This is a genomic window from Chromobacterium haemolyticum (assembly GCF_002081825.1).
In the GTDB taxonomy this organism is placed as follows: Bacteria; Pseudomonadota; Gammaproteobacteria; order Burkholderiales; family Chromobacteriaceae; genus Chromobacterium; species Chromobacterium fluminis.
On the sequence record NZ_MUKU01000035.1, the window covers coordinates 1 to 24,933 of the forward strand.

19 protein-coding genes are annotated in these 24,933 nt (G+C 63.1%); 10 read left to right on the forward strand and 9 right to left on the reverse strand.

Annotation, left to right across the window (positions count from 1 at the left end):
* Nucleotides 1-270, forward strand: a 270-nt coding sequence (locus B0T39_RS25960; protein ID WP_217806295.1) for a hypothetical protein, incomplete at its 5' end; no start/stop codon positions are given.
* A gap of 111 nt (nt 271-381) precedes the next feature.
* On the opposite strand, the gene B0T39_RS19810 is transcribed toward B0T39_RS25960, so the two are convergent.
* The 5 genes from B0T39_RS19810 to parC form a co-directional block, all read right to left on the reverse strand.
* Nucleotides 382-597, reverse strand: coding sequence for a YdcH family protein (locus B0T39_RS19810; protein WP_043593468.1), 216 nt, complete (start codon nt 595-597; stop codon nt 382-384).
* 335 nt (nt 598-932) lie between these two features.
* Nucleotides 933-1,691, reverse strand: a complete 759-nt coding sequence (locus tag B0T39_RS19815; protein ID WP_081549661.1) for a substrate-binding periplasmic protein — start codon at nt 1,689-1,691, stop codon at nt 933-935.
* A 385-nt stretch (nt 1,692-2,076) separates the two neighbouring features.
* The gene (locus B0T39_RS19820; protein ID WP_081549663.1) at nt 2,077-3,408 is read right to left on the reverse strand and encodes a sigma-54-dependent transcriptional regulator; all 1,332 of its coding nucleotides are present in this window, start codon (nt 3,406-3,408) and stop codon (nt 2,077-2,079) included.
* Complete coding sequence (locus B0T39_RS19825; protein WP_081549719.1) at nt 3,401-4,954, reverse strand: sensor histidine kinase; 1,554 nt, start codon at nt 4,952-4,954, stop codon at nt 3,401-3,403. The genes B0T39_RS19820 and B0T39_RS19825 overlap by 8 nt, the downstream gene beginning before the upstream one ends.
* Nucleotides 4,951-7,320: a DNA topoisomerase IV subunit A gene (gene parC, locus B0T39_RS19830; RefSeq protein WP_081549665.1), complete on the reverse strand. Its 2,370-nt coding sequence runs from the start codon at nt 7,318-7,320 to the stop codon at nt 4,951-4,953. The genes B0T39_RS19825 and parC overlap by 4 nt, the downstream gene beginning before the upstream one ends.
* Before the next feature lie 166 nt (nt 7,321-7,486).
* Here parC and B0T39_RS19835 point away from each other — a divergent pair, with 166 nt between their 5' ends.
* On the forward strand, nt 7,487-7,954 hold the full coding sequence (locus B0T39_RS19835; protein WP_081549667.1) for a GNAT family N-acetyltransferase: 468 nt from the start codon (nt 7,487-7,489) through the stop codon (nt 7,952-7,954).
* 79 nt (nt 7,955-8,033) lie between these two features.
* On the opposite strand, the gene B0T39_RS19840 is transcribed toward B0T39_RS19835, so the two are convergent.
* From B0T39_RS19840 to pdxH, 3 genes are all read right to left on the reverse strand, one after another.
* Nucleotides 8,034-9,287 (reverse strand): M28 family metallopeptidase, encoded by a 1,254-nt coding sequence (locus B0T39_RS19840; RefSeq protein WP_081549669.1) that lies wholly within the window; start codon nt 9,285-9,287, stop codon nt 8,034-8,036.
* Between the two features lie 95 nt (nt 9,288-9,382).
* Nucleotides 9,383-10,876 carry a M4 family metallopeptidase gene (locus B0T39_RS19845; protein ID WP_141111319.1) on the reverse strand — a complete coding sequence of 498 codons (1,494 nt, stop codon included), beginning with the start codon at nt 10,874-10,876 and terminating at the stop codon, nt 9,383-9,385.
* Between the two features lie 579 nt (nt 10,877-11,455).
* Nucleotides 11,456-12,097 carry a pyridoxamine 5'-phosphate oxidase gene (pdxH, locus tag B0T39_RS19850; protein WP_081549671.1) on the reverse strand — a complete coding sequence of 214 codons (642 nt, stop codon included), beginning with the start codon at nt 12,095-12,097 and terminating at the stop codon, nt 11,456-11,458.
* A 218-nt stretch (nt 12,098-12,315) separates the two neighbouring features.
* Between pdxH and hemA the strand changes: the two genes are divergently transcribed.
* The 5 genes from hemA (at nt 12,316) to B0T39_RS19875 (ending at nt 18,323) form a co-directional block, all read left to right on the forward strand.
* Nucleotides 12,316-13,569 carry a glutamyl-tRNA reductase gene (hemA, locus tag B0T39_RS19855; protein WP_081549673.1) on the forward strand — a complete coding sequence of 418 codons (1,254 nt, stop codon included), beginning with the start codon at nt 12,316-12,318 and terminating at the stop codon, nt 13,567-13,569.
* Nucleotides 13,569-14,645 (forward strand): peptide chain release factor 1, encoded by a 1,077-nt coding sequence (prfA, locus tag B0T39_RS19860; RefSeq protein WP_081549675.1) that lies wholly within the window; start codon nt 13,569-13,571, stop codon nt 14,643-14,645. Before hemA ends, prfA begins: the two co-directional genes overlap by 1 nt.
* 632 nt (nt 14,646-15,277) lie before the next feature.
* On the forward strand, nt 15,278-16,198 hold the full coding sequence (gene gcvA / locus B0T39_RS19865; protein ID WP_019102440.1) for a transcriptional regulator GcvA: 921 nt from the start codon (nt 15,278-15,280) through the stop codon (nt 16,196-16,198).
* Between the two features lie 129 nt (nt 16,199-16,327).
* Complete coding sequence (locus B0T39_RS19870; protein WP_254894609.1) at nt 16,328-17,908, forward strand: MFS transporter; 1,581 nt, start codon at nt 16,328-16,330, stop codon at nt 17,906-17,908.
* Nucleotides 17,901-18,323, forward strand: a complete 423-nt coding sequence (locus tag B0T39_RS19875; protein WP_043636446.1) for a MarR family winged helix-turn-helix transcriptional regulator — start codon at nt 17,901-17,903, stop codon at nt 18,321-18,323. Before B0T39_RS19870 ends, B0T39_RS19875 begins: the two co-directional genes overlap by 8 nt.
* 25 nt (nt 18,324-18,348) lie before the next feature.
* On the opposite strand, the gene B0T39_RS19880 is transcribed toward B0T39_RS19875, so the two are convergent.
* Nucleotides 18,349-19,116 (reverse strand): substrate-binding periplasmic protein, encoded by a 768-nt coding sequence (locus tag B0T39_RS19880; RefSeq protein ID WP_081549677.1) that lies wholly within the window; start codon nt 19,114-19,116, stop codon nt 18,349-18,351.
* Nucleotides 19,117-19,233: 117 nt separating this feature from the next.
* Between B0T39_RS19880 and metH the strand changes: the two genes are divergently transcribed.
* The 3 genes from metH to B0T39_RS19895 all read left to right on the forward strand — a co-directional run bounded on the left by metH (nt 19,234) and on the right by B0T39_RS19895 (nt 24,706).
* Entirely contained in the window at nt 19,234-22,947 is a 3,714-nt protein-coding gene (gene metH, locus B0T39_RS19885; protein ID WP_081549679.1) for a methionine synthase, read from the forward strand.
* Nucleotides 22,937-23,467 carry a DUF2878 family protein gene (locus B0T39_RS19890; protein WP_081549681.1) on the forward strand — a complete coding sequence of 177 codons (531 nt, stop codon included), beginning with the start codon at nt 22,937-22,939 and terminating at the stop codon, nt 23,465-23,467. The genes metH and B0T39_RS19890 overlap by 11 nt, the downstream gene beginning before the upstream one ends.
* Nucleotides 23,468-23,956: 489 nt before the next feature.
* Entirely contained in the window at nt 23,957-24,706 is a 750-nt protein-coding gene (locus B0T39_RS19895) for a trypsin-like serine protease (protein WP_081549683.1), read from the forward strand.
* Nucleotides 24,707-24,933 lie beyond the last annotated feature (227 nt).

The following is a 24,933-nucleotide window of genomic DNA, read 5'->3' on the forward strand; positions in this document are numbered from 1 at the left end:
ATTGAATGTGTTGTGCTTTGCCAGTCTGGCATCAGCAGGTACGTTACCCGCCCAATTGGCGCGCTTACTGGAGCAGTCGAGGCTGTTTGTGCTGCCACCACGCAGACCAGGCCGACATTGCCCGCGAGTCGTGAAGAACAGGGCACACAAATATCCAACGAAAAATGCCAGTCAGCGTTAACTGACTGGCATTACGCCATCTGGCGGGCTTTGTCATTGCGCGGAGACGCCGGACTTAAGAACCTGTTTACGATCTGCTGCGCGTCGTGAAGCGTGGCACGGTGAGTACGCCTTCGAAATGCTCATGTACCACGCGTACATTCCGCTTTCTCAGCCATTTTCGCCTTGTCTCGCCTTAGCTCGCGAGATCGTAAACACGTTCTAATCGGCCGCCTTCCTCAGGATGGCGTACAACTCGTCCTTGAGCCGTAGTTTTTCCTTCTTCAGATTTTCGATTTCGAAGTCGGCGGAAGGCTCGATACGCGCTTCCATATTCTTGATCTTCTGGTCCAGGTCGTTGTGTTTGTTGAACAGGCGGGTGAAGTGATCGTCTTCGGTTTTCAGCTTGCTGATCAGTTCGCGGTATTCGGGAAACATGGGCGACTCCTTGGGCGGGTGGATACATGGAGCGGCTAACGACGCGGGCCTGAGCGAAGCGTAAGGGCAAAATCGGTAGTCGTCAGCGATTGGATACTGCCAAACCATGCTAACACCGCGCGGCGGCGAAGGTTATTGATCCAGAGCAGACGCCCTCCCTTAGGCCAGCCGTGCGCAGCAACGTGCTCTCAGAACGTGTTTACGATCTCTCGAGCTAAGGCGAGACAAGGCGAAAATGGCTGAGAAAGCGGAGTGTACAAGCGGTATATGAGCATTTCGAAGCCGTACTCACCGTGTCACCTCTCACGAAGCGCAGCAGACTTTAGAACAGGTTCTCAGGGCTTGAACCAGGGGCGCCCGTGCTGGGTGGGAAGCTGATAGCGTTCGGCCAGTTTCTCGTAGCCGCCGGCGGCGGCGAAGCGGCGCAGGCCCAGATTGAAACGGTCGCGGTCGCGGGCATTGCGGAAAGTCAGCCGGTAATGAGTGGGCGTGAACAGCGCGTATGGGCAGAGCTTGGCTCTGATGTCGATCTCGCGGCTGAGATCGTGGCTAAACTGCTGGAAGATGTTGATGTCTGAAATCGCCACGTCGGTGCGCTCGCTGTACAACAGGCGGTTGAGGGTGACCTGCGGCGATTCTTCGCGGTAGGACGGAATCTGCGGCGTCAGCGCGGCGAAAGCTGGCCCCAGATAAAGGTGGGCGCCCTGAAAGGCCGCCACCCGGAAGCGAACCAGGTCGTCCAGCCGCTGTAGGTGGATGCGGCGTTTGCACAGCGTGATCGCCATGTTCTGGTAAACGATGTAGGGCTCGGAAACATGGCCGCCGCTATTGGCGATGGCGGCGTCCACCTGGCCGTTTGCCAGCCAGTTGTGCGCGCGCAGATTGGGGCCGAAGCGGATTTGCGGCTGATAACCCGCCTGGCTTAAGGCCTGGCTGACGATGTCGTATTCCACGCCCTTGCCGCGTTCGGCGTCGATATAGGGTTGTTTGGTTTCGCCCAGCGCCACCCGTAGCGACGGCAGCGCCGCAATCTGGGCGCTGAGCAGCAGGGCCGGCAAGGCGCGGAGGACGAGGTGGAGCGGCGTGAAAGCCATGGGCCGGTAGCGAGTATCGATATGGTTGCAATGGCGCGCCCTTGGGCGGGGCCGTCGAATAGATTCTTTATAGCCGCTGGCCCGGGTCCGGCCTTGCCTGATGCGCGGACGCGAGCCGCGGCTGCCGCATTGTAGCGATTGCGCGGCCGGGCTTCCCGGGTTTCCGGCGGGGGACCGGTAAAAAGCGAGAATATGGCTTATCCACAGGGTTTGACGCAATGCCGTGCTTATCCACAACGTGCTTAGAGCCTGTTCAAAGTCTCGCGAGCAAGGGCGAGACAAGGCGAAAACGGCTGAGAAAGCGGAATGTACACGTGGTACATGAGCATTTCGAGGGCGTTTTCAACGCCGTATCGCCGAAGCGCAGTAGACTTTGAACAGGCTCTTACTTGATGCCCAGTCTTTCCATCCGATAGCGCATCGATCTGAAGGTTACGCCCAGCATCTTGGCGGCTTGGGTGCGGTTGAAGCGGGTGCTCTCCAGCGCCTTGAGGATGGCTTCGCGCTCCACGCGGTCCAGAAAGTCCTGCAGCGCCTCGCCGTCGGCGCAGGTCGGCGCCTCGCCGTCGCCATGGCCGCCCTGATCGCTCGGCAGCAGTTGCAGGTCCCGCAATTCAATGCGGGCGTCGTTGGCCAGGGCCACCGCGCGTTCCAGGATGTTTTCCAGTTCGCGGAAATTGCCCGGATAGTTGTATTCCAGCAAGGCTTTGAGCGCCGCCGGCGCCAGCCGCGGCTTTTCATCGGGGGAAAAGCGTTCCAGCAGGCTGGCGATGTAGCGCGGCAGATCCTCGCGCAGTTCGCGCAGCGGCGGCATGCGCAGCGGGAGCACGTTTAGCCGGTAGTACAGATCCTGGCGAAAGTTGCCGGCGTCTACCCGCGCGGCCAAGTCCTTGTGGGTGGCGCAGATGATGCGCACGTCCACCGCTTCTTCCTGGGCGTTGCCCAGGCGGCGCACTTTCTTTTCCTGGATCGCGCGCAGCAGTTTGACCTGCATCGCCAGCGGCAGGTCGGCCACTTCGTCCAGAAACAGCGTGCCGCCGTTGGCTTGCTGAAAGAAGCCGTCGCGGTCGTTGTCGGCGCCGGTGAACGCGCCTTTGCGGTAGCCGAAGAATTCGCTTTCCATCAGCGTTTCCGGGATGGCGCCGCAGTTGACCGGGATGAACGGCCGTTCGGCGCGCGCGCTGTGCTCGTGTATCATCCGCGCCGCCTGTTCCTTGCCGGTGCCGGATTCGCCGCTGACGTAAACCGCGGCCTGGCTGCGCGCCAGCTTGCCGATCAAGCGCAGCGCTTCCTGGATCGCCGGCGATTCGCCGTCCAGCCGCACCGCGGCCTCGGCTTTGCCGTTGTCCACGCGCAGCACGGATTTCACCAGGCTGCGCAATTGAGCCAGGCTGACCGGTTTTTGCAGATAGTCGAAGGCGCCGGCCTTCATCGCCAGTACCGCGTTGTCGGTATTGCCGTAGGCGGTGATCACCGCGATGGGCACGTCCAGGCCCTGTTCGGCGATATGGCGCACCACTTCGATGCCCTCGCCGTCCGGCAGGCGCATATCGGTCAGCGCCAGGTCGAAGGGCTGGCTGTTCAGGCTGAGTTTGGCGGCGCCGACGCTGGCGGCGGTGGCCACGTCCAGCCCCATCTTGATCAGGGTCAGTTCCAGCAGTTCGCGGATGTCCGGTTCATCGTCGATCACCAGCACGCGCAGGGAGGATTTAGCCATAAGCCTTGTGACAGATCAGACGGAACACGCCGCCGGGCGGGCAGTAGTCCAGCCGCGCGTCGTTGGCTTCCGCCAGTTCGCGCGCGATGTACAGGCCCAGTCCGGTGCCGGCGCTTTCCGTGGTGAAAAAGGGTTCGAACAAGCGGGCCTGGGCATCTTCGCTCATGCCTGGGCCATCGTCCATTACCTTGATGGTCAGGTGGTTTTCCACTTCGCCCACTTCGATGCGCACCGCGCCCGGCTGTTTGCTGGAGTAGCGCCAGGCGTTGGCCAGCAGATTGTTGAGAATCTGGCCAAAGTGGCCGCGGTCGAACTGGACCGCGGCGGCCTGCGCCTGATAGACGCAGCAGATCGCGCCGGCGGCGGCGGCCTCCACCACGCCGAAGTGGTCCAGCAGCTCATCCAGGAAGGGCTGCAGCCGTATCGGCTCGGCTTTGATCCGGTCGCGGCGGTTCAAGGCCAGCACTTCTTGCACCATGTGGTTGATGCGTTTGCTGTTGCCCTGCACGATGCGGATTAGCCGTTGGCGCGCGGGGTCGGTTTCGTCTTCGGCCAGCAGGTCGGCCGCGTGGTTGATCGCCGACAGCGGGTTGCGGATTTCATGGGCGATATTGGCGGTGAGCCGCCCCAGCGCCGCCAGTTTGACGCGTTTGCCCTCCTCCGCCATGTCCGCCATGTCGCGCATGAACAGCAGGAGCGCGTGGTCGTCGCCCATCAGCACCGGCACCATGCGGCCCACCAATTGGCGGCCGCGGATGTTGCGGTCGATGAAGCTGGGATTGGGAGGGCAGCCGTTGTGTCGCCAGCGTTCCACCAGCGGCAGCAGTTCGGGAACGGCGTGGCCGCGGCGCATGGCGCCAAAGTAGCGCGCCGCTTGATTGTTGAACTGACGCAGCAGGCCGGAGGGGTCCAGCACCACCACCGCGTCGCGCTGGCTTTGCAACACCAGCTCGTTCAGGCGGTTGAGGTTGGCGATCTCGCCGCCGCGGCGGGTGGCCAGCGCTTCGGAGTCGCGCGCCACCCGGCCCAGCTTCCAGGTGACGATGGAGGTGATGAAGCCGGCGGTGGCCAGCAGCGCGGAGTAGTAGAAATCCGAGCCGCGGCCTATGCCCAGGTATTGCTCGACGCCGACGAAGGACAGCAGGATCAGCGTGGCGATGGAGGCGTAGAACAGCGCGTAGCGGCCGGAGGACAGTAGGCCGGCCACCGCCAGATAGGGCAAGAGCAGGATGCCGTAGCCGCTGCGCACGCCGTCGTTGATGCCCATCAGCAGCACGATCATCGCGATGTCGGCGGCGATGGCCAGGGTCAGCTGCAGGGTGTGGGCCAGCCGGCCGTTGCGCAGCAGGAACCAGGCGCCGATCAGCGCGGCGTAGACACCGCTCCACAGATAAAAGGCCTTGCCGCCGGCCACCAGCGATTCGCCTTCGCGGTTGGCGAACAGGGACATCGCCAGCAGCACCAGCAGCAGCGCCGCCCGGAAGCTGTTGATGAAGACCAGCCCGCTGCGCGGGGTCAACGGCGTCGGCGGGCGGTCCTGGTTCATGTCGTCGGCAGCTCGCAGATGGCGCTGACGCTCCATTTCTTCGGCATCAGCTTGCCCTTCTTGCCGCGCTTGCCGGCGAATTCCGCCAGCGCCAGTTTTTCATCGGAGGCCTTGCCGCGCACAGACAGCGTGGACAGCAGCGCTTTTTCGCCGTTGATGAGGCCGACGGCGGTGACGGCTTCGCCGTCTTCCACCGCCATCAGCATCAGGCCGCGGCCCTTGGCCAGCTCCTTGAGTTCGGCGGCCGGGAAGGCCAGCAGCCGGCCGTTGTCAGCGGCGGCCACCAACTGGGTGGCTTCAGCGATGCCGGCGGCCGGCAGCGGCGCGGGGGTCAGCACGGTTTCTTCCGGGTTCAGCGTCAGGAAGGCTTTGCCGGCCTTGACCCGTCCGGCCATGTCGCCCAGCTTGGCGATGAAGCCGTAGCCGCCGGAACCGGCGACGACGAAGCGGGCCTCGTCTTTTCCGGATAGCATCTGAGCCGGCTTGGCGCCGTCCTGCAGGTCCACCAGCGAAGCCACCGGCACGCCGTCGCCGCGGCCGGTGGGCACGTCGGCCGGATCCACGGTGTAGGCGCGGCCCTTGGAGTCCAGCACGATCACCGACCACACGGTGCGGGTTTCCACCACGGTGTGCAGCGCGTCGCCGTCCTTGAAGGCCAGCGCGGTGAGGTCGACGTTGTGGCCGACGCGGGCGCGGATCCAGCCCTTTTGCGACAGGATGATGGTGACCGGCTCGTCGGCTATGGTCTGGGTCAGCACCGCGCGCTCGGCGGTCTTGATCTCGCTGCGGCGCTTGTCGCCGTACTTGGCGGCGTCGGCCTGGATTTCTTCGCGCATCATGGTGCGCAGCGCGTCCGGGGTGTCCAGCACATGGTGCAGGCCTTCGCGCTCCTCGCGCAGGTCGGACAGCTCTTTCTCCAGCTTGAAGCCTTCCAGCCGCGCCAGTTGGCGCAGGCGGATTTCCAGGATGTCCTCGGCCTGGATCTCGGTCAGGCCGAAGGCCTTGATCAGGTCCGGCTTGGGCTCGTCGGATTCGCGGATCACGCGTATCACTTCATCGATGTGGATGAAGGCGATCATCCGCCCTTCCAGGATGTGGATGCGCTTTTCCACCTGGGCCAGCCGGTGCTGCAGGCGGCGGGTGACGGTGGTGCGGCGGAAGTCCAGCCATTCGCTGAGAATGGGCTTGAGGCCTTTCTGACCCGGCCGGCCGTCCAGGCCTATCATCACCAGGTTCATCGAGGCGTTGCCTTCCAGGCTGGTTTGCGCCAGCAAGGTGTTGATGAACTCGTCCGGGTCCTGGCGGCTGGATTTGGGTTCGAACACCAGGCGTACCGGGCACGCGCTATCGGACTCGTCGCGTACGCGGTCCAACAGCGACAACATCAGGCTCTTCAGGTTTTGCTGATCCTGAGTCAGCGTCTTCTTGCCGGTTTTGACCTTGGGATTGGTGGCTTCTTCGATTTCCGCCAGCACTTTCTGCGCGCTGGAGCCGGGCGGCAGCTCGGACACGATCACGCGCCACTGGCCGCGCGCCAGTTTTTCCACTTCCCATTTGGCGCGCACGCGCACGCTGCCCCGGCCGCTCTCATAGGCGGCGAGGATGTCTTCGGCCGGGGTGATGATCTGGCCGCCGCCGGGGAAGTCCGGGCCGGGCACGTATTGCATCAGCGCCGCGGTGTCCAGCTCCGGATTGTCCAGCAAGGCGACGCAGGCGCTGGCCACTTCGGTCAGATTGTGCGGCGGGATTTCGGTGGCGAGACCCACGGCGATGCCGGAGGCGCCGTTGAGCAGCACCATGGGCAGGCGCGCCGGCAGCAAGCGCGGCTCCTCGAAGGCGCCGTCGTAATTGGGTACGAAGTCCACGGTGCCCATGTCGATTTCCGACAGCAGCAGGTCGGCGATCGGCGTCAGCCGCGCCTCGGTGTAACGCATCGCCGCCGCGCCGTCGCCGTCGCGGCTGCCGAAGTTGCCCTGGCCGTCGATCAGCGGGTAGCGCAGCGTGAAGTCCTGCGCCATGCGCACCAGCGCTTCGTAGGCGGAGCTGTCGCCGTGCGGGTGGTATTTACCCAGGATTTCGCCGACCACGCGCGCCGATTTCACCGGCTTGGCGCCGTGGGCCAGGCCCATGTCGCGCATCGCGTACAGGATGCGGCGCTGCACGGGTTTCTGGCCGTCGGCCACTTCCGGCAGCGCGCGGCCCTTGACCACGCTCATCGCGTATTCCAGGTAGGCGCGCTCGGCGTATAGGTCCAGCGGAATCCACTCGCCGTCGTCGGCGTCTGCCGCGGGCGGAGTGGGCGGCGGCGGGGTCAGAGCGGCGGCGCCGTCCGGCGTATTCTCGGCAAACAGATCGTTATCGTTCATATGGGCAAGGCAGGAGGTGAATCGGTTAGCGTTCATCGGCCGGCGTTTGCGCCACGGCAAAGCCTGTCCTCACGGTTATAGCTGGCGAGGACGCGTTGTCGTAAGCTTGGCCCGGGTGCGCCGCAAGCCGGCCGATGATAATGAATCAGTTCAGGGGAATTCTACTATGGCAAACCGAGTTGCGTGGCACTGCCACCGTTTCGATGGTTTTACGCCGCTGGCGCTGTATCGGGCCTTGCAGTTGCGCGACCGGGTGTTCGTGGTGGAGCAGCAGTCGATTTACGGCGACGTGGACGGTGTGGATGTGCACTGCCTGCACCTGTCCGGCCACGACGACGGCGGCCGGTTGCTGGCTTACGCGCGCCTGATCGCGCCGGGGGAGAAATACCCGGACGCGGCGGCGATAGGCCGGGTGGTGGTGGCGCCGGAGGCGCGCGGCCAGGGTCTGGGCAAGGCGCTGCTGGCGCAGGCGGTGGCGCAGTGCCGCGCGCATTTCCCGCAGGCGGCCATCATGTTGTCGGCGCAGACCGACGCGCAGGCCTTGTACGAAAGTTTCGGCTTCTGCGCGGTGTCCGAGGCTTACGACGACGGCGGCATTCCGCATGTGGATATGCGGCGAGAGGCCGGCGTTTAAAACCATTTCATCGCGCCTTCCGCCATGAAAAACCCACCCCGCAACGGGGTGGGCGCGTCAAGCGGAGATGAAGACGGGCTCAGCGTTTGGCGGCCGGGCCGTCGCTGCCCAACTCCACTGCGTAGGCCAGCGCCAGCTGCGAAAATTTCAGCGCGTGGCGAGCCTGGTTGCCGGCGCTGGCGAGGGTGTCGCGCACGGAGTGGATATTGGGGTTGGACTGGTTGAAGGCGGATTCGAACGGGAAGGACGCCGGATAGCCGTTCTTGTGCCAGGAGGCGTGGTCGGAGCAGGCGTAGCCGCAAGAGCTGTAGCCCACTTTCAGATTGGGCAGATAGACCTTGGCCAGGTTGGCGAGGAAGGTGTTCTGCGACGCGTTGGTGTAGTCGGTGAACAGGAAGATGTCCTCCGCGCTGCCCTGGTAGTTGGTCATGTCCAGCTGCAAGGCGCCCACCACGTTGACCTTCTGCTGCTTGTAGCGGTTGGCGATGTCGGAGGAGCCGCGCAGGCCCACTTCTTCCGCCGCATAGGCCATGAACTTGATGGTGCGGCGCGGCTGGTAGTTGTTGGCCATCAGCACGCGGATCACCTCGGTCAGGCTGGCGATGCCGGAAGCGTCGTCGTCGGCGCCCGGCGCGCGGCTGGTTTCGCCGGTGCCGTTGCCCACGGTGGAGTCCAGATGCCCGCCCAGCACCAGGGTTTCGGCGGCGTTGTCCTTGCCCTTGATGGTGAGAATCACCGATTTCTGCGGCCAGGCGCTGTGGGCGAACTGCTCCACGCTCACGTCGCCGCGGCCGGCGGCTAGCTGCCGCCATTGGCTGGCGATCCAGTTGGAGGCGTTGACGCCGTGGCTGGTGGTGTAGAAGCGGTTCTGGTAGTTGGACAGGGACTGGATGGTGCCGAGGATGTTGCTGTCCTGCAGCTGCGGCAACAGCTTGTTGACGGCGGCCTGGTCGTTGATCTGGTAGCTGGGCAGCAGCGCGCTGGCCACCGGGGCTTTCAGCGCGGTGCGCGCGTCCTGCAGATCCTTGTGCACGATGAAGCCGCCGCAATGGCGCAGGCTGTGGTGGATGGCGTCCGACAATTGCGGCAGCACGCTGTCGTCCACTTGCACCAGGTGGACTTTCTCGGTGGCCACGCCCTTGGCGGACACGCCGGCCGGCAGCGCGCTCACCGCCAGCTGGCGGCTTTCCTGGCTGCGGCTTTTCGGGCTGACTTGTTGCAGCAACTGATAGGCGTCCTCGCCGATGGAAATCCATACCGGCGCGGCCTGGACGGCGCCGGCCAGACTGGTGGCGGCCAAGAGCGCGACGAGACTTGGTTTGAGAGTGAGCATTCCGGAATTCCTGAGCGATGCCGGCCATGGGCGGACCATGGCCGGCGGATGGGAGAAACGGCGCGGGCCGTCATGGCCGCGCCGTCAGACGGTCATCAGCTGTCGCAAGCCACGCCCACGGCGGTGAAGGCCTTGGTGACGTCGGCGCTGTTGTAACCGCGCGCCTCGGCTGCTTTCTCCACGCCGCAAGCGGCACTGTTGTAAGTGGCGTTGGCGGTCCAGTACAGGCGGTTGGCGTCCACGAACACTTCAAAGGCCTTGCGGGTATTCCAGCCGGGGCTGGTGGCGATCAGGTAGAAGGCCTTGTTGTACACGCCGCTGGAGTAGTGCACGTCCAGGCCGCTGGTGTAGTCATTGGCGTGTCCGATGGAGCGGCCGTCCTTGGTCGGGTCGGCGAAGTAGCGCAGCGCGCCGGTCTTCTTGAAGATCTCCGCGCCCACCAGGAAGTCGTTCTTGCCCTTCATGTAGTACTCGGCGGCTTCGCCGGCCATGTCGGAGAACGCTTCGTTGATGCCGCCGGACTGTTCGCTGTAGACCAGGCCGGAGTTCTGCTCGGTGAAGCCGTGGCTGACTTCGTGAGCGGACACATCCAGCGACACCAGCGGGTAGAAGCGGGTGGCGCCGTCGCCGAAGGTCATCGCGCTGCCGTCCCAGAACGCGTTTTCATAGTTGCGGCTGTAATGCACCTTCATCAGCAGCTTCTGGTTGATCGGACGCAGGTTGAACCAATCCTTGTACAGGTTGAACACCACGTTGCCGAAGTAGTGGGCGTCGTTCAGCGGCGAGTAGGCGCCGTTAATGGCCTTGTAGGTGTTGGTGGGGCAAGCGAACTTGTACGGGGTGGTGCCGCTGGTGCCGCCGTTCAGGTTGATGGTGGCGACGTTGCCGCTGTCCATCTTGCAATCGCTGGTGACGATCAGCGGGCCGTAGGTGGTGCCGTACAGATATTTGCCGGTCTTGGCGTTGCCGCCGGGGCCGTTGGCTTCGGCGTGGTTCAGGCCTTCCCACTGTTTCAGCACCTGGCCGCTATTGGCGTCGATGATGAAGTGCGGGCGGCTGGGATCCTTGCCGCCTTCCACCAGGAAGGACACCAGATAGACCAGCTGGGCGGTGTTGCGCTTGTCCAGGCGCACCACCAGTTCGGTCTTTTCGTTGCGGGTTTCATAGCCGTTGGCCTTCAGCGCCTTGGCGTTGGCCAGCACCTGGGAGGCGCTGAGAGCCGGCTTGACCGAAGCCAGGTCGGAGGCGATGCCGCGCACATAGTAGCCGGACAATTTGCTGGCCGCGGCGGTGGACGAGCCTTTGGCGAATTGCTTTTCCTCCACTACGGCTTCGCCCCACACCGGCACGCCCTGATAGTACTGCTGGTAGCGGGTGATGACTTTGCCGTTGGGGAATTGCGAGCTGCGTTGCGCCTTGAGTTCGCCCTGGTTGATGCCGGCGGCACTGAACGCGCTGGTGCCGGCGGCAAGTTTACTGGATTTGCTCAGCGCATCCAGATTGACCCGCTCGGCGGCTTGGGCGGAGCCGTAAGCCAGAGCCAGCGCGGACAGCACCAGTACGCGAACCATCGCAGTTTGGGTTTTCATCACGAATTTTCTCCAATGTAGATCAGCGGGACACGGTAATGCCCCGCGTCAAGCCGGCGGGTCTTGCGTAAAGGCCGCCGGCGCCAGACAGGCTTGCGCCTGCCCTTTCGGACGCTTGGAAATCTTTCCCGAAGATGACTGGCGCCATCGGGCGGGGGTGGAATTCTCTGCGTCCCTTATGCGTTCCCGACATGGGACGTCGCTCTGAGCATGGGAAAGGAGTTGCTGAAATCAGAGGACGCTGGCTTGGTTTGTTCTGACGACCACTTGCCAAATGCATAAATTATGTATTGGTTTTTCCGCCTTGATATGCATCTGTTCTAAGTGCCAGTTGCTTGGAGACTAGCGGCGGCGGGCATGACCGAAATCAAAGCAGGGCGTCGAATCCTTGGTAGACAAGGAGAAGAGAGGGAAACATCAAGAAAATGAAAAGCCGCATCATCCCGATGCGGCTTGTTGTGATGCGGCAACATCCCTATCGCTATAAAAGCGGACAAACTGTCTAATTATGGATGGTTGCGGTTTTTTGAATATGCGTAAAGCGCATGATATCAATGAGTTGTTCTCACCCAGCTAGGGTTAAGGCGCCAGCCGCGCGACCCTCCAAGCACCGTCTTCCAGCAAGGAATACTGCACTCGGTCATGCAGCCGGCTGGGGCGGCCCTGCCAGAATTCCAGCCGGTCCGGCGTCACCGCGTAACCGCCCCAATGCGGCGGCCGGGGCACGCTCAAGGGGTGTTTGACCCCGAACATCGCCGCGCGCGACACCAGCACGCTCTTGGAGCCGATCTCGCTGCTCTGTTCGCTGGCCCAGGCGCCCACGCGGCTGGTGTAGGGCCGGCTGGCGAAATAGGCGTCCGAGACTTCCGGCGCCACCTGGGCCGCGCGGCCCTCGATGCGGATCTGCCGCTCCAGCTCCGGCCAGAAGAAGGTCAGCGCCACATAGGGGTTGTCGTTCAGCTGGCGGCCTTTTCGGCTTAGATAATTGGTGTAGAACAGCAGTTGGCCGTCCTCCACCCCCTTGAGCAGCACGATGCGCGAAGCGGGACGTCCGTCCGCTCCGGCCGTGGCCAGGTTCATCGCCGTAGGCTCGGGCACTTGCGCGGCGATGGCCTGGTTCAGCCAGCTCTCCAGTTGGGCCAGCGGGTCCGGCAGGCACTCCTCCGGCGACAGTTCTTTCTTGGAAAAATCCTTGCGGATGTCTGCGAGGTTCAGCGACATTTCGTCCTCCTTGAAGGGGCTATCTTATGTCAGCTCCGCTTGGACCATATAGGGGTTTGCGCAAGAAGCGCGCGCTATTTTAGCCGGCGCGCGGCGCCGGATTCTGCTATGTCATATAAGGCGCTGACGACGGACCGGCGCGGCTTGCCGCCGCGGCGCAGGACTTGCGGTTCAAGTTAGGCTAAAATACCCCATTTCTTTCCGCGGCTTATCCGCCCATGCATCTGTTCGCCCTTGGTTTGAACCACCATACCGCACCGCTCTCCATCCGGGAAAAGCTGGCTTTTCCTGCGGAGGTGTTGCCCAAGGCGCTGGACAGCCTGGTCAGCTCGCACGCGGCGCGCGAGGCGGCCATCGTCTCCACCTGTAATCGCACCGAGATCTATTGCACCGGCGGCGATCCGCAGGCGGCGCTCAGCTGGCTGGCCAAATTCCACGGCCTGGCGCTGGCGGAGATGCAGCCCTATCTCTATCAACTGGACGAGGCCAACGCCGCGCGCCACGCTTTCCGCGTCGCCTCAGGCCTGGACTCCATGGTGCTGGGCGAGACCCAAATCCTGGGCCAGTTGAAGGACGCGGTGCGCAGCGCCGAGCACGCCGGCACCATGGGCACCCTGCTCAACGGCCTGTTCCAGCGTACCTTCGCCGTAGCCAAGGAAGTGCGTTCCAATACCGCGGTGGGCGCCAGTTCGGTGTCGATGTCGGCGGCGGCGGTCAAGCTGGCCGAGCAGATCTTCCCCACCATAGGCGAACTGAACATCCTGTTCGTCGGCGCCGGGGAAATGATAGAGCTGGTGGCCACACACTTCGCTGCGCGCAATCCTTCCTGTATCACCGTGGCCAACCGCACGCTGGAGCGCGGCCAGCGGCTGGCGGAGCAGTTCGGCGGCAACGCCGTCACCCTCGCCGAGCTGCCGGACATCCTGCCGCGCTACGATGTGCTGGTCACCTCCACCGCCAGCCAGTTGCCCATCATAGGCAAGGGCATGGTGGAGCGCGCGATCAAGGCTCGTCGCCACCGGCCCATCTTCATGCTGGACCTGGCGGTGCCGCGAGACATCGAGGTGGAGGTGGGCAAGCTGGCCGACGTGTTCCTGTACAGCGTCGACGACATCGCCAGCGTGGTGGAAGTGGGCAAGGAAGCACGCCAGAGCGCGGCGGCGGAAGCCGAAACCATCATCCAGGCGCGGGTCTGCGAATTCAGCGACTGGCTGAAAAAGCGCGAGGCCGTGCCGCTGATCCGCGCGCTGCGCGACGACGCCGACCGGCTGCGCCGCGCAGCGCTCGACGCCGCGCTCAAGCAGCTGGCGCGCGGCGAAGCGCCGGAACGGGTGCTGGAAACCCTGTCGGTTCAACTGACCAATAAATTGATGCATCCCCCCACCCGGGCCTTGTCGTCCGGGCGCGGCGCGGAGCACGACGCGCAGGTGGAAGCCGTGGCGCGTCTTTATCGTTTACACCCGGAGTCGTAATGAAAGCGTCAATTGCGGCCAAACTGGCGCAACTGGCCGACCGTCTGGAAGAGGTTACCCACCTCCTGGCCAGCGAAGCGGCTACTCAAAATATGGATGCGTTCCGCAAGCTCACCCGCGAGCATGCCGAACTCAGCCCGGTGGTGGAAACCTACCAAGCTTATCGCCAGTGCGAGAGCGACATCGCCGCGGCGGAAGAAATGTTGTCGGACCCGGAGATGAAGGAATTCGCCCAGGCGGAAATTGCCGAGGGCAAGGACAAGCTGGCGGCGCTGGAGCTGGAGTTGCAGAAGCTGCTCTTGCCCAAGGACCCCAACGACGAGAGAAACATCTTTCTGGAAATCCGCGCCGGCACCGGCGGCGACGAGGCCGCGTTGTTCGCCGGCGACCTGTTGCGCATGTATACCCGCTACGCGGAACGCAACCGTTGGCAGGCGGAGATTGTTTCCGCCAGCGAATCCGATCTGGGCGGTTATAAGGAAGTGATCGTGCGCCTGATTGGTTTCGGCGCTTTTTCCCGGCTCAAGTTCGAGTCCGGCGGCCACCGCGTGCAGCGGGTGCCGGTGACCGAGACCCAGGGCCGCATTCACACGTCAGCCTGCACCGTGGCGGTGATGGCCGAAGCCGACGAGCTGGCCGACGTGGTGCTGAACCCGTCGGACCTGCGCATCGACACCTTCAGGGCCAGCGGCGCCGGCGGCCAGCACATCAACAAGACCGACTCCGCAGTGCGCATCACTCACCTGCCCACCGGCATCGTCGCGGAATGCCAGGACGGCCGTTCCCAGCACGCCAACAAGGCCAGCGCGATGCAAGTGCTGGCGGCGCGCATCATGGACATCCAGCGCCGCGAGCAGCAGCAGAAGGAGGCGGCCGAGCGCAAGAGCCTGATTGGCTCCGGAGACCGTTCCGAGCGCATCCGCACCTATAATTTTCCGCAGGGCCGCATCACCGACCATCGAATCAACCTGACCTTGTACAAGCTGGATTATGTGATGGACGGCGACCTGAGCGAGCTGACCGACGCTTTGATCGCCGAACAGCAGGCGGAATTGCTGGCGGAATTGGGCGAGTGAAAGCCGGGCGGTACTAGCCAGGATTATGGCGTTGCCGCTGTCGGCGCAACGCGCTACACTCGCAAACTCAAGAACGGGCGGTTTGCCGCCCGCGCCCGCAGGCAGGATTGTTGCGCGGGCTTATTCTCCGAACTTTGGGCCACTCGCGTGGCCTTTTTTCTTGTCCGTTCGCCGGAGAGCGGGCAAAAAAAAGCCGGGCCCTGTCTGAACCCGGCAATGCCCAACGTGGATTGGCAGTTAATCTGGCGACGCCGCCGCATCTTGCGGCGACACGCGGTAAGCAGTGGAAAATTCTCCGTTGCAAGCGGATGTCATCCTGTAATATTTATAATCCGTTACTATTTCAGTACGGATAAAGCCTTAGGCTCGGGAATGACGGTTCCGTTTCCGGGCAAGCCAAGGCCGGGCTTGACTCCGGCTGCCGGCGCCGCGCTGGAAATCGGGGAGCGCGGCATAGACGGCTCGCTCGGCGGGGAGCGCGAATCGCCATGCCATTGTTGCATGGCGGCGGTTTGCATGCCGCGGAACGCCGTTCAAAGCCCAGCCGTGCCCGGCATGCCTAGCATACGATGTTGCGCCTGGCATGACAAAGCAGTTAATTTCATGATAACCATGATAAAAAGGCATGTAAGATGAAGCTGCCACCGCTTAATGCATTACGCGTATTTGTCGTTGCCGCCGAGCATTTGTCCTTTACCCGCGCCGCCGCCGCGCTCAGCCTGACCCAAGGGGCGGTCAGCCGCCACGTGCAAACGCTGGAGGAATACTACGGCGCCACGCTGTTCACCCGGCAAGCGCGCGGCCTGTCGCTGACCGCCGAGGGTGAGGCGCTGATCAAGCCCGCGCGCGAAGCCTTCCAATTACTGAACGAGGCCAGCGAAGCGCTGCGGCTGCGGCAAAGCGATCTGCGCGTGCGCATGCCCCCCACCCCGGCAATGCGCTGGGTGCTGCCCAATCTGCCGGATTTCCAGACCCGCTATCCGGAATACACGCTGCACCTGGTAACCCAACTGATTCACGACAAGCCGTTCAACCGTGCGGAATATGATCTGGCGGTGGTGGGCATGGCGCGCGCCGAAGTGGCGCCGGACCTGCGCACCGAGTGCATCTGCCGCGAGAAGCTGATTCCGGTCTGCTCGCCGGCCCTGCTGAACGGCAAGCATCCGCTGAACACCCCGGACGATTTGCGTCACCATACCCTGCTGCACCCATGGCGCGATCAGGACACCTGGAAGCGCTGGCTGAAACTGGCCGGCGTCAACGGCGTGAATCCGGAAAGCGGCGTCACCTTCGACGCTTCCGAATACGCGCTGCACGCCGCCGTCGCCGGCATGGGCGTGACTCTGGCCCAGGTGTCCATGGTGACCCAGGACCTGGATTCCGGCCGGCTGGTGATGCCTTTCGATACCGTGCTGGAAACCGAGTGGAGCTATTACCTGGTCTATCCGCACGAGTTGGCGGAGCTGCCCAAGGTCAAGGTGTTCCGCGACTGGCTGGTGGCCATCCTGGCCAAGAGCGAAGCCAGCAGCTGGCTGGCGCGGCGCGGCTATTGAGCGCCAGGCGGCGGGGCATCCCGCCGCCGCTGATCACCCCTTTCTGTAAATTTCTGTGTCGGCCACTGGATTCCAGGGCGTTCTCGGCGCAAAATAATTGACTAGTCAATTATTGATAGGTCAACAAAAATGAGCACCTTAGCCGCAAGCGCTGGAGCGGCCGGCGCGCTGGATTTCCGCCAGAAAGTGCTGGCCATGCTTGGCCTCTGCTTCGTGCTGCTGATGGTGGCGCTGGACCAGACCGTGGTGGGTACCGCCATGCCCACCGTGGTGGCGGAGTTGCACGGCTTCGATCTCTACGCTTGGGTGGGCACCGCCTACCTGCTGACTTCGGTCATCACCGTGCCCATCTTCGGCAAGCTGGGCGACGACCACGGGCGCAAGCCCTTCGTCTTGACCGCCATCATCCTGTTCACCGTCGCCTCCATGTTGTGCGGCCTGGCTCAGAACATGTTGGAACTGGTGCTGGCGCGCGCGCTGCAAGGCGTGGGCGGCGGCATGCTGGTGGCAACCACCTTCGCCTGCGTGCCGGACATGTTTCCGGAAACCGCGCAGCGCCTGCGTTGGCAGGTGATGTTGACCGCCGCTTTCGGCTTGGCCAATGCGGTGGGCCCGACCCTGGGCGGTTTTCTCACCGAATACCTGGGATGGCGTTGGGTCTTCTTCGTCAATCTGCCGGTGGGGTTGGCCAGCCTGTGGTTCGTCTGGCGCTATCTGCCGGCGATGCGTCGCGGCGGCGCCGCCAGCAAGCTGGACTGGCAGGGCGCGTTGCTGATTGCCGTGCTGCTGGGCTCGATGCAGCTGCTGGTGGAATGGCTGCCGCTGCACAAGCCGCTGTGGCTGATGGCCGGCCTGGGGCTGGGCGGCCTCGCCGCATTGGCCGGCCTATTGTGGTGGGAGCGGCGTTGTCCTAATCCACTGTTGCCGCTGGACATGTTGAGCCACCGCAGTCTGGCGCCCTTGTTCGGCCTGTCTTTGCTGCTGGGCGGCGGCATGTTCGCGGTGATGTATTACGCGCCGTTGATGTTTCAGGGCGGTTTCGGCCTGTCGCCCAACCAGGCCGGACTACTGGTGACGCCGCTGGTGGTGTGCATCACTCTGGGCAGCATCCTGAACGGCCGCATCGTCACCCGGGTGCGCCGCCCCACCCTGTTGCTGGGCCTGGGCTTGCTGTTGTTCGCCTTCACCGCCGGCGCTTTGGGCTGGGTGGACGCCGCCACCGAGCACTGGCTGGTGGCCGTGCTGATGGCGGTGGGCGGCTTGGGTTTGGGCCTGTTGCTGCCCAACCTGACCATCTTCGTCCAACAGAGCGCGCCGCGAGAGCAGCTGGGCGTGGCCACCGCCATGATTCAGTCCACGCGGATGATAGGCGGCATGCTGGGCACCGCGCTGGTGGGCGTGTTCGTCACCCACCGTTACGTCGCCGGCGTCAACGCTCTGTCGACCGAGCCGCAATGGCTTGCCTGGCTGCGCGATCCGCAAATCCTGCTCAGCCCTGAAACCGCCGCTCGCTTCGAACAACTGACGACGGCGGCTCGTATCAACGGCGGCGCCTTGCTCGGTGCCTCCCGGCTGGCGTTGGTGGACGCCATTCACGTCAGCCAGTGGCTGGTGGCTGCGCTGGTTGTGCTTGGCTTATTGCTCGTGCGTCGAGTCCCACATGTAGAATTGCGCGATGTTAAAACCAAGACGGCGGTAATCCATGACTGAACGCGCCCCCAATCTGCTGCAGCAAATCGGCCGCACCGGCCGCGCCATGTACGCGGCGTTTGAGCAACAGGTGGGCTACCCCTTGCCGCGCTGGCGCATCCTCGCCGCGCTGACCGATCTGGAGCAGGCAACGCAGAAGCAGTTGGCCACCCGGCTGATGATGGATCCGGGCGCGTTGACGCGGCAGTTGAAGGGTATGGAGGAAGAGGAATTGGTGCGGCGGATCACCGACCCTGCCGACAACCGCCAGACCTTGGTGACGTTGGCGCCGGCGGGCCAGGCGCTGATAGAGGCGGTGCAACCCAAGCGCGAGGCTTTTTTCCGGCACGCGCTGGCGGACATACCCGCCAGCCAGATGGAAACCACGCTGGAAGTGCTGCACCGGCTGGAACAGCGCTTCCGCGGCCAGGATTAGAGCCGGCACCGCCGGCCGCCGGCTTTTATTCCTGTGGCTGCCACTGATAGGTTTTCAACACCGCCTTGATGCGGCCGCTTTTCTGCAGGCGATCTATCGCCAGATTCAGCTGCGCCACCTTGATATCGGAATGCGGCGCCACCGCGCACATGGTGGGCATGAAGGTCACTACCAGCGAGTGCAGCTTGAATTGCGCCGCATCCTGCGGCCAGGCGCGCGCCCAGGCGGCGAACTCCAGTTCAGACACGATGGCGACGTCGCTCAGCCGTTTTTGCACCGATTTGACCAGCAGTTCCATCCGCGCTTCCTCGTTGTGCGAGGCCGGGTTGGCGCGCCAGAAGCGTTCCAGCGTGGGATAGTTGTAGCCGCGTATGGTGACGATGCGTTTGCCGGCGAGGTCGCTCACCTGACGTAGTTCCGTCGGCTGCTTCAGCGTCAACGGCCGCTCCAATTGCTGGTAGATTTCATGAGTCCAGCCCAGACGCGCGGCGTTGCCGAACCAGTCCGGATTGGCATTGCAGATAATGTCCACCCGGCCCGATTCGATAGAGGGCTCCACCCGCTTGCGGGCGATCAGCATGAACTCCGGACGCAGGCCCAATTCCGCCGCCAGCATCTCGCCGAGATCCTTGGACAATCCGCCGCGCAGATGCTCGCCGTCCGGCGACAACATCACTACCGGCGCCGCGTCGGTATCCGCCACGCCTATCCGCAAACTACCCGCCGCCCACGCCTCCCCGCACCATGCCGCCGCCAGCCCCGCGAGCAGCCACAGCTTATTCGTAATGGCCATATGGATGTTCTCTCTTTATTCTTAAGCAAGCGACCGGACAGTTGATTGCGAGTGTTAAGATGATCTTTTGAGTCCGTTGCGCTTGTTATCGTTGTAGACAAAAAAAGTTCAGCCGCCATGACAAAAACATTCTTGCATCCCCTCCGGCAACACCTTTCCCAACGCATTCTGATTCTGGACGGCGGCATGGGCACCATGATCCAACGCCATCAGTTGGAGGAGGCCGATTATCGGGGCGAGCGCTTTGCCGACTGGCCTTGCGACGTCAAGGGCAACAATGACTTGCTGGCGCTGACGCGTCCGGACGTGATCGGCGGCATTCACCAGGCTTATCTGGACGCCGGCGCCGACATCATCGAAACCAACACCTTCAACGCCACCTCCATCGCCATGGCGGATTACGCCATGGAAAGCCTGGTTTGGGAAATCAATCATGCCGCGGCCAGGCTGGTCAAGGAACTGTGCGAAAAGGCCAGCGCCGCCAATCCGGCCAAGCCGCGCTACTGCGCCGGCGTGCTCGGCCCCACCAACCGCACCTGTAGCATCAGCCCGGACGTCAACGACCCGGGCTACCGCAACGTCAGCTTCGACGAACTGGTAACGTCCTACACCGAGGCGATAGACGGCCTGGTGCAAGGGGGCGCGGACCTGCTGTTGGTGGAAACCATTTTCGACACCCTGAACGCCAAGGCGGCGGTGTTCGCCATTCACCGATATTTCGACGAGCGCCCGGCCACGCCGCGTCTGCCCATCATGATTTCGGGCACCATCACCGACCAATCCGGCCGCACCCTGACCGGGCAGACCACCGAAGCCTTTTACAACTCGCTGTCCCACGCCGACGCGGTCAGCTACGGCCTCAACTGCGCGCTGGGACCGGACCTGCTGCGGCCTTATGTCGAGGAAATGGCGCGGGTGTCCGCCGGCTATGTGTCGGTGCACGCCAACGCCGGCCTTCCCAACGCCTTCGGCGGCTACGACCTGGAGCCGGACGCGATGGGCGAGTTTGTCCGCGAATGGGCGGAGTCCGGCCTGATCAACATCGTCGGGGGCTGTTGCGGCACCACGCCGGAACATATCGCCGCCATCGCCCGCGCGGTGGACGGCGTCGCGCCGCGGCCGCTGCCGCAGATTGAAGCCAAGTGCCGCTTGTCCGGCCTGGAGCCGTTCAACATCGGCGACGGCGATTTGTTCGTCAACGTGGGCGAACGCACCAACGTCACTGGCAGCCGCGCCTTCGCCAAGCTCATTCTCAACGGCGACTACGCCACCGCGCTGGACGTGGCGCGTCAGCAAGTGGAAAACGGCGCTCAGGTCATCGACATCAATATGGACGAGGGGATGTTGGACGCCCACGCCGCCATGGTGCGCTTCCTCAACCTGATCGCCTCCGAGCCTGACATCGCCCGCGTGCCCATCATGATCGACTCCTCCAAATGGGACGTGATCGAAGCCGGCCTCAAATGCATACAGGGCAAGGGCATCGTCAACTCGATCTCGATGAAGGAAGGCCGTGACAAGTTCGTTGAGCAGGCGCGGCTGATCCGCCGCTACGGCGCCGCGGTGATCGTGATGGCTTTCGACGAAACCGGCCAGGCCGATACTTACGCCCGCAAGATCGAAATCTGCGAGAACAGCTACCGCATTCTGGTGGACGAAGTGGGTTTCCCGCCGGAAGACATCATTTTCGATCCCAATATCTTCGCCGTCGCCACCGGCATTGAGGAACACGCGCGTTACGGCCTGGACTTCATCGAAGCCACCGGCTGGATCAAGCAGCGCCTGCCTCACGCCAAGATTTCCGGCGGCGTGTCCAACGTCTCCTTCTCCTTCCGCGGCAACAACAAGGTGCGCGAGGCCATCCACGCCGTCTTCCTCTACCACGCCATCCAGCGCGGCATGACCATGGGCATCGTCAACGCCGGCGCGCTGGAAGTCTACGACGAGGTGGACCCGGAACTGCGCGAGCGCATTGAAGACGTGGTGTTGATGCGCGCGCCCAAGGACGGCGGCGACGCCACCGAACACCTGATCGCGCTGGCGGAAAAATACAAGGGCGAAGCCGCCGGCGAGAAAAAAGTGGAAGACCTGGCCTGGCGCGCGCTGCCGGTGGAAAAGCGGCTGGAACACGCGCTGGTCAAGGGCATCACCACCTTCATCGTCGAAGACACCGAGGAGGTGCGGCAGAAATCCGCGCGCCCCATTCATGTGATCGAAGGGCCGCTGATGGACGGTATGAACGTGGTGGGCGACCTGTTCGGTGCAGGCAAGATGTTCCTGCCGCAGGTGGTCAAATCCGCGCGGGTGATGAAGGCCGCCGTCGCCCATCTGGAACCCTTCATCGAAGAGGAAAAAATCCGTCTCGGCCTCTCCGACGCGCCGGCCAAGGGCGTGATCATCATGGCCACGGTCAAGGGCGACGTTCACGATATCGGCAAGAACATCGTCGGCGTGGTGCTGCGCTGCAATAACTATCAGGTGATCGACCTGGGCGTGATGGTGCCCTGCCAGAAAATCCTGGACGCCGCCATTGAGCACAAGGCCGACATCATCGGCCTGTCCGGCCTGATCACGCCCAGCCTGGAAGAAATGAGCCATGTGGCCAAGGAAATGCAGCGGCAGGGCTTCAGCATCCCGTTGTTGATAGGCGGCGCGACAACATCCAAGGTTCACACCGCGGTCAAGATTGCTCCGCACTATCAACATCCGGTGATCTACGTGCCGGACGCCAGCCGCGCCGTCGGCGTCTGCTCAAACCTGTTGTCCGATACGCTGCGCGACGCCTTCGTCTTGGAAAACCAGGCCGAGCAAGACCGCGCCCGCGAAGGCCACGCCAACAAGGCGAGCCGCAAGGTGGTGAGCCTGGAGCAGGCGCGCGCCAACAAGGAAGCGATAGACTGGACGGCCTACCAGCCGCCCAAGCCGAAATGGCTGGGCGTGCGCCGCTTCGAGCGCTACCCCTTGGCCGAGATCGCCGCCTATATCGACTGGACCCCGTTCTTCCAGAGCTGGGAGCTGGCCGGCCGCTTCCCGCGCATTCTGAACGACGAGATCGTCGGCGAATCCGCGCGCGCCTTGTACGAGGACGCGCAAGTGATGCTCAAGCAGATAATCGATGAGAATTGGCTGGGGGCCAACGCGGTGATTGGTCTGTTCCCGGCCGCCAGCGTCAATCACGACGACATCGAAATCCGCGACCCGGACAAGCGCGTCAGCCTGATGAGCTGGGTGGGCCTGCGCCAGCAACTGCCCAAGATGGACGGCAAGGCCAACTGGGCGCTGGCCGACTACATCGCGCCACGGGACAGCGGCGTGCAGGACTATATCGGCGCCTTCGCCGTTACCGCCGGCATTGGCATTGAGCCGCACGTCAAACGCTTCGAAGACGCCGGCGACGATTATTCCTCCATCCTGCTCAAGGCGTTGGCGGACCGGCTGGCCGAAGCCTTCGCGGAACTGATGCACGCCCGCGTGCGCCGGGAATTCTGGGGCTACGCCGTCGCGGAGCAACTGGACAACGAAGCGCTGATCGACGAAAAGTACCAGGGCATCCGTCCCGCGCCCGGCTACCCGGCTTGCCCGGACCACACCGTCAAGACCGCGCTGTTCGAACTCTTGGATGCGCCGGCCATCGGCATGACGCTGACCGAAGGCTACGCGATGCTGCCCACCGCCGCCGTGTCCGGCTTCTATCTCAGCCACCCGGCCGCGCGTTACTTCGGCGTGGGCAAGATCGAACGCGACCAAGTGGCCAGCTACGCCGAACGCCGCGGCGTCAGCGTAGAACAGGCCGAACGCGACCTGGCCCCCAATCTGGGCTATGACGCCTGAGGCGGGCAAGCCCTGGCCCAGGCTGCTGTTGGGCGGCCTGATCTTCGGCGTCGGCGGCTGGCTGTTGCTCTGCTTTCGCGACCGCTACGTGGTGCTGTTGCTGGCCGGCGCGCTGCTGGCCTGGCAAGCGCTGCCGGCCGGTTTTAAAACCCGCGCGCTGCTGTTGAGCGCGGCCGCCTGTCTGCTGGACTTCGTCGTCTCCGGGCTGGGTCTGTACCGCCTCGTCGGCGTTGGCGTCCTACCCTTGTGGAGGGTTGTCTTGTGGCTGAGCTTCAGCTGTTGGTGGCTGCGGTTGCTGAATGTCTGGCGACCGTCGCCGCGTCTGCTGGCGCTCATCGGCGCGCTGGCGGGACCGTTGGTCTGCTGGGGCGGGCTGCAATTGCGTGCTCTGCAAGCCGGCGCGCCGCCGTGGCTGACGCTGCTGGCCCTGGCCCCGTTATGGGCGGCATTGTTGGCTTGGACGCCGCGTTTGCTGCCGGAGGCGGATAGGCGGCTGGACCAAGCGCGTGGCTGTGGATAAAAATGCCATTTTCAGCATCCTGTGGATAAAGTGGCGCGCCGCCGTGTTCACGCGCTGAACATTATTTGGAACTGGCTGGAATCGTAAAAAACCGCATCGTTAACGATGCGGTTTTTATTTAATCCATGAAAGTAATAATTCATTCAAGATTAATTAAATATTGACTGATAAAGTTAATAGGAAAGCGGTGAAAATTAACAAAGCCGCTATTTAAGCAACGCTCAAAACACGTCAAGGCCCATCACAGGCTAGTTAGCGATGGATTGGGTAATTAGTTTTAATAAAAACCTATGACTTTGTTATTTTTGTGTTGGTGGATCATGGAAAATTCACACATGCAAATCGTTTTGCAAATCACATAATCATTACAACCAACCGAGAAAGCTTGCGATGGGGAATTGGCAGATTCCTCCTTGAATTAATCGAGCCGGCCCGGTTGGTCTTTTTGGATGATGAAAACCGCAATAACGATTTTGAAAAGGATATTCCGTGAAAAAACTTATTGTTGCCGCAAGCCTGCTGGCCAGCGCGCAATTAGTCGCCGCCGCGCCGTTCTCTCCGGCCGAAACTCACTACGTCAAGCTCGATTTTCGCGGCTCGTCCGGCGGCAATATCTGCGGCGGCTCGCTGGTGGGGCCGGACCTGGTGCTGACCGCCTCGCATTGCATCCTGGATAACTGGAAGGGTGTGACCGCTCATTATGGGCGTCACTTCGCCCAGCGCGTGGACACCGCTCGCAACAACGCCAAGCCCAACTGGATCAAGTTCGACCACAATGGCGTGGCGGTGGATCTGGCCTTGTTGAAACTGTCCCGCCCCATCGCCGGACTAGACGGAGCCAGGATAGTGCCGGTGGTGGCGCAGGAAGACTGCAACGGCGCGATAGGCGCAATGCAGGCTAATCTGCGCATGGCGGAGACCGGCGGCCAACTGGCGGCTAGTCTGATGGATGTCCGCGTCGCCAACATCCAGCGGCTGGGGCCGTCGCCTTTGGCTAACGGCGTGTCCTTGCTAGCTAGTGGCACGGTGGGGCGCGGCGGGGACTCCGGCAGCCCCTTGCTGTCGCCCAAGGGCGTGCAAGTGGGCATATACAACGGCAATGCCGGCAATGTTTCCGCCTTCGCCGCATTGTGCAAATACGCGGGCAGCATCAAGGCCTGGTCCGATGTGCTGAGCCCGTCCGGCAGCCAGACCCCGCCACCCGGCGACTGGGTGTGGCCGGACGCCGCGCGACGCTGAAACCGCGCGTCCAATAAGAAAGCAGCCCTTGGGCTGCTTTTTTTGCGTTGGAGTCGTTGAACAGCTTCTTTGCCGTTCAGAACACCTCGATATCGGTCAGATGATGACGGCCGGTGCGGTTTTTCTGGCAGAACACCTTGGCGCGCACGGTCAGGCGCGACTCCGGTTTGCCTATCCTCGACATGCTTCTTGTACGAACAACTCGACAAACGCATAATTGCCGTCTT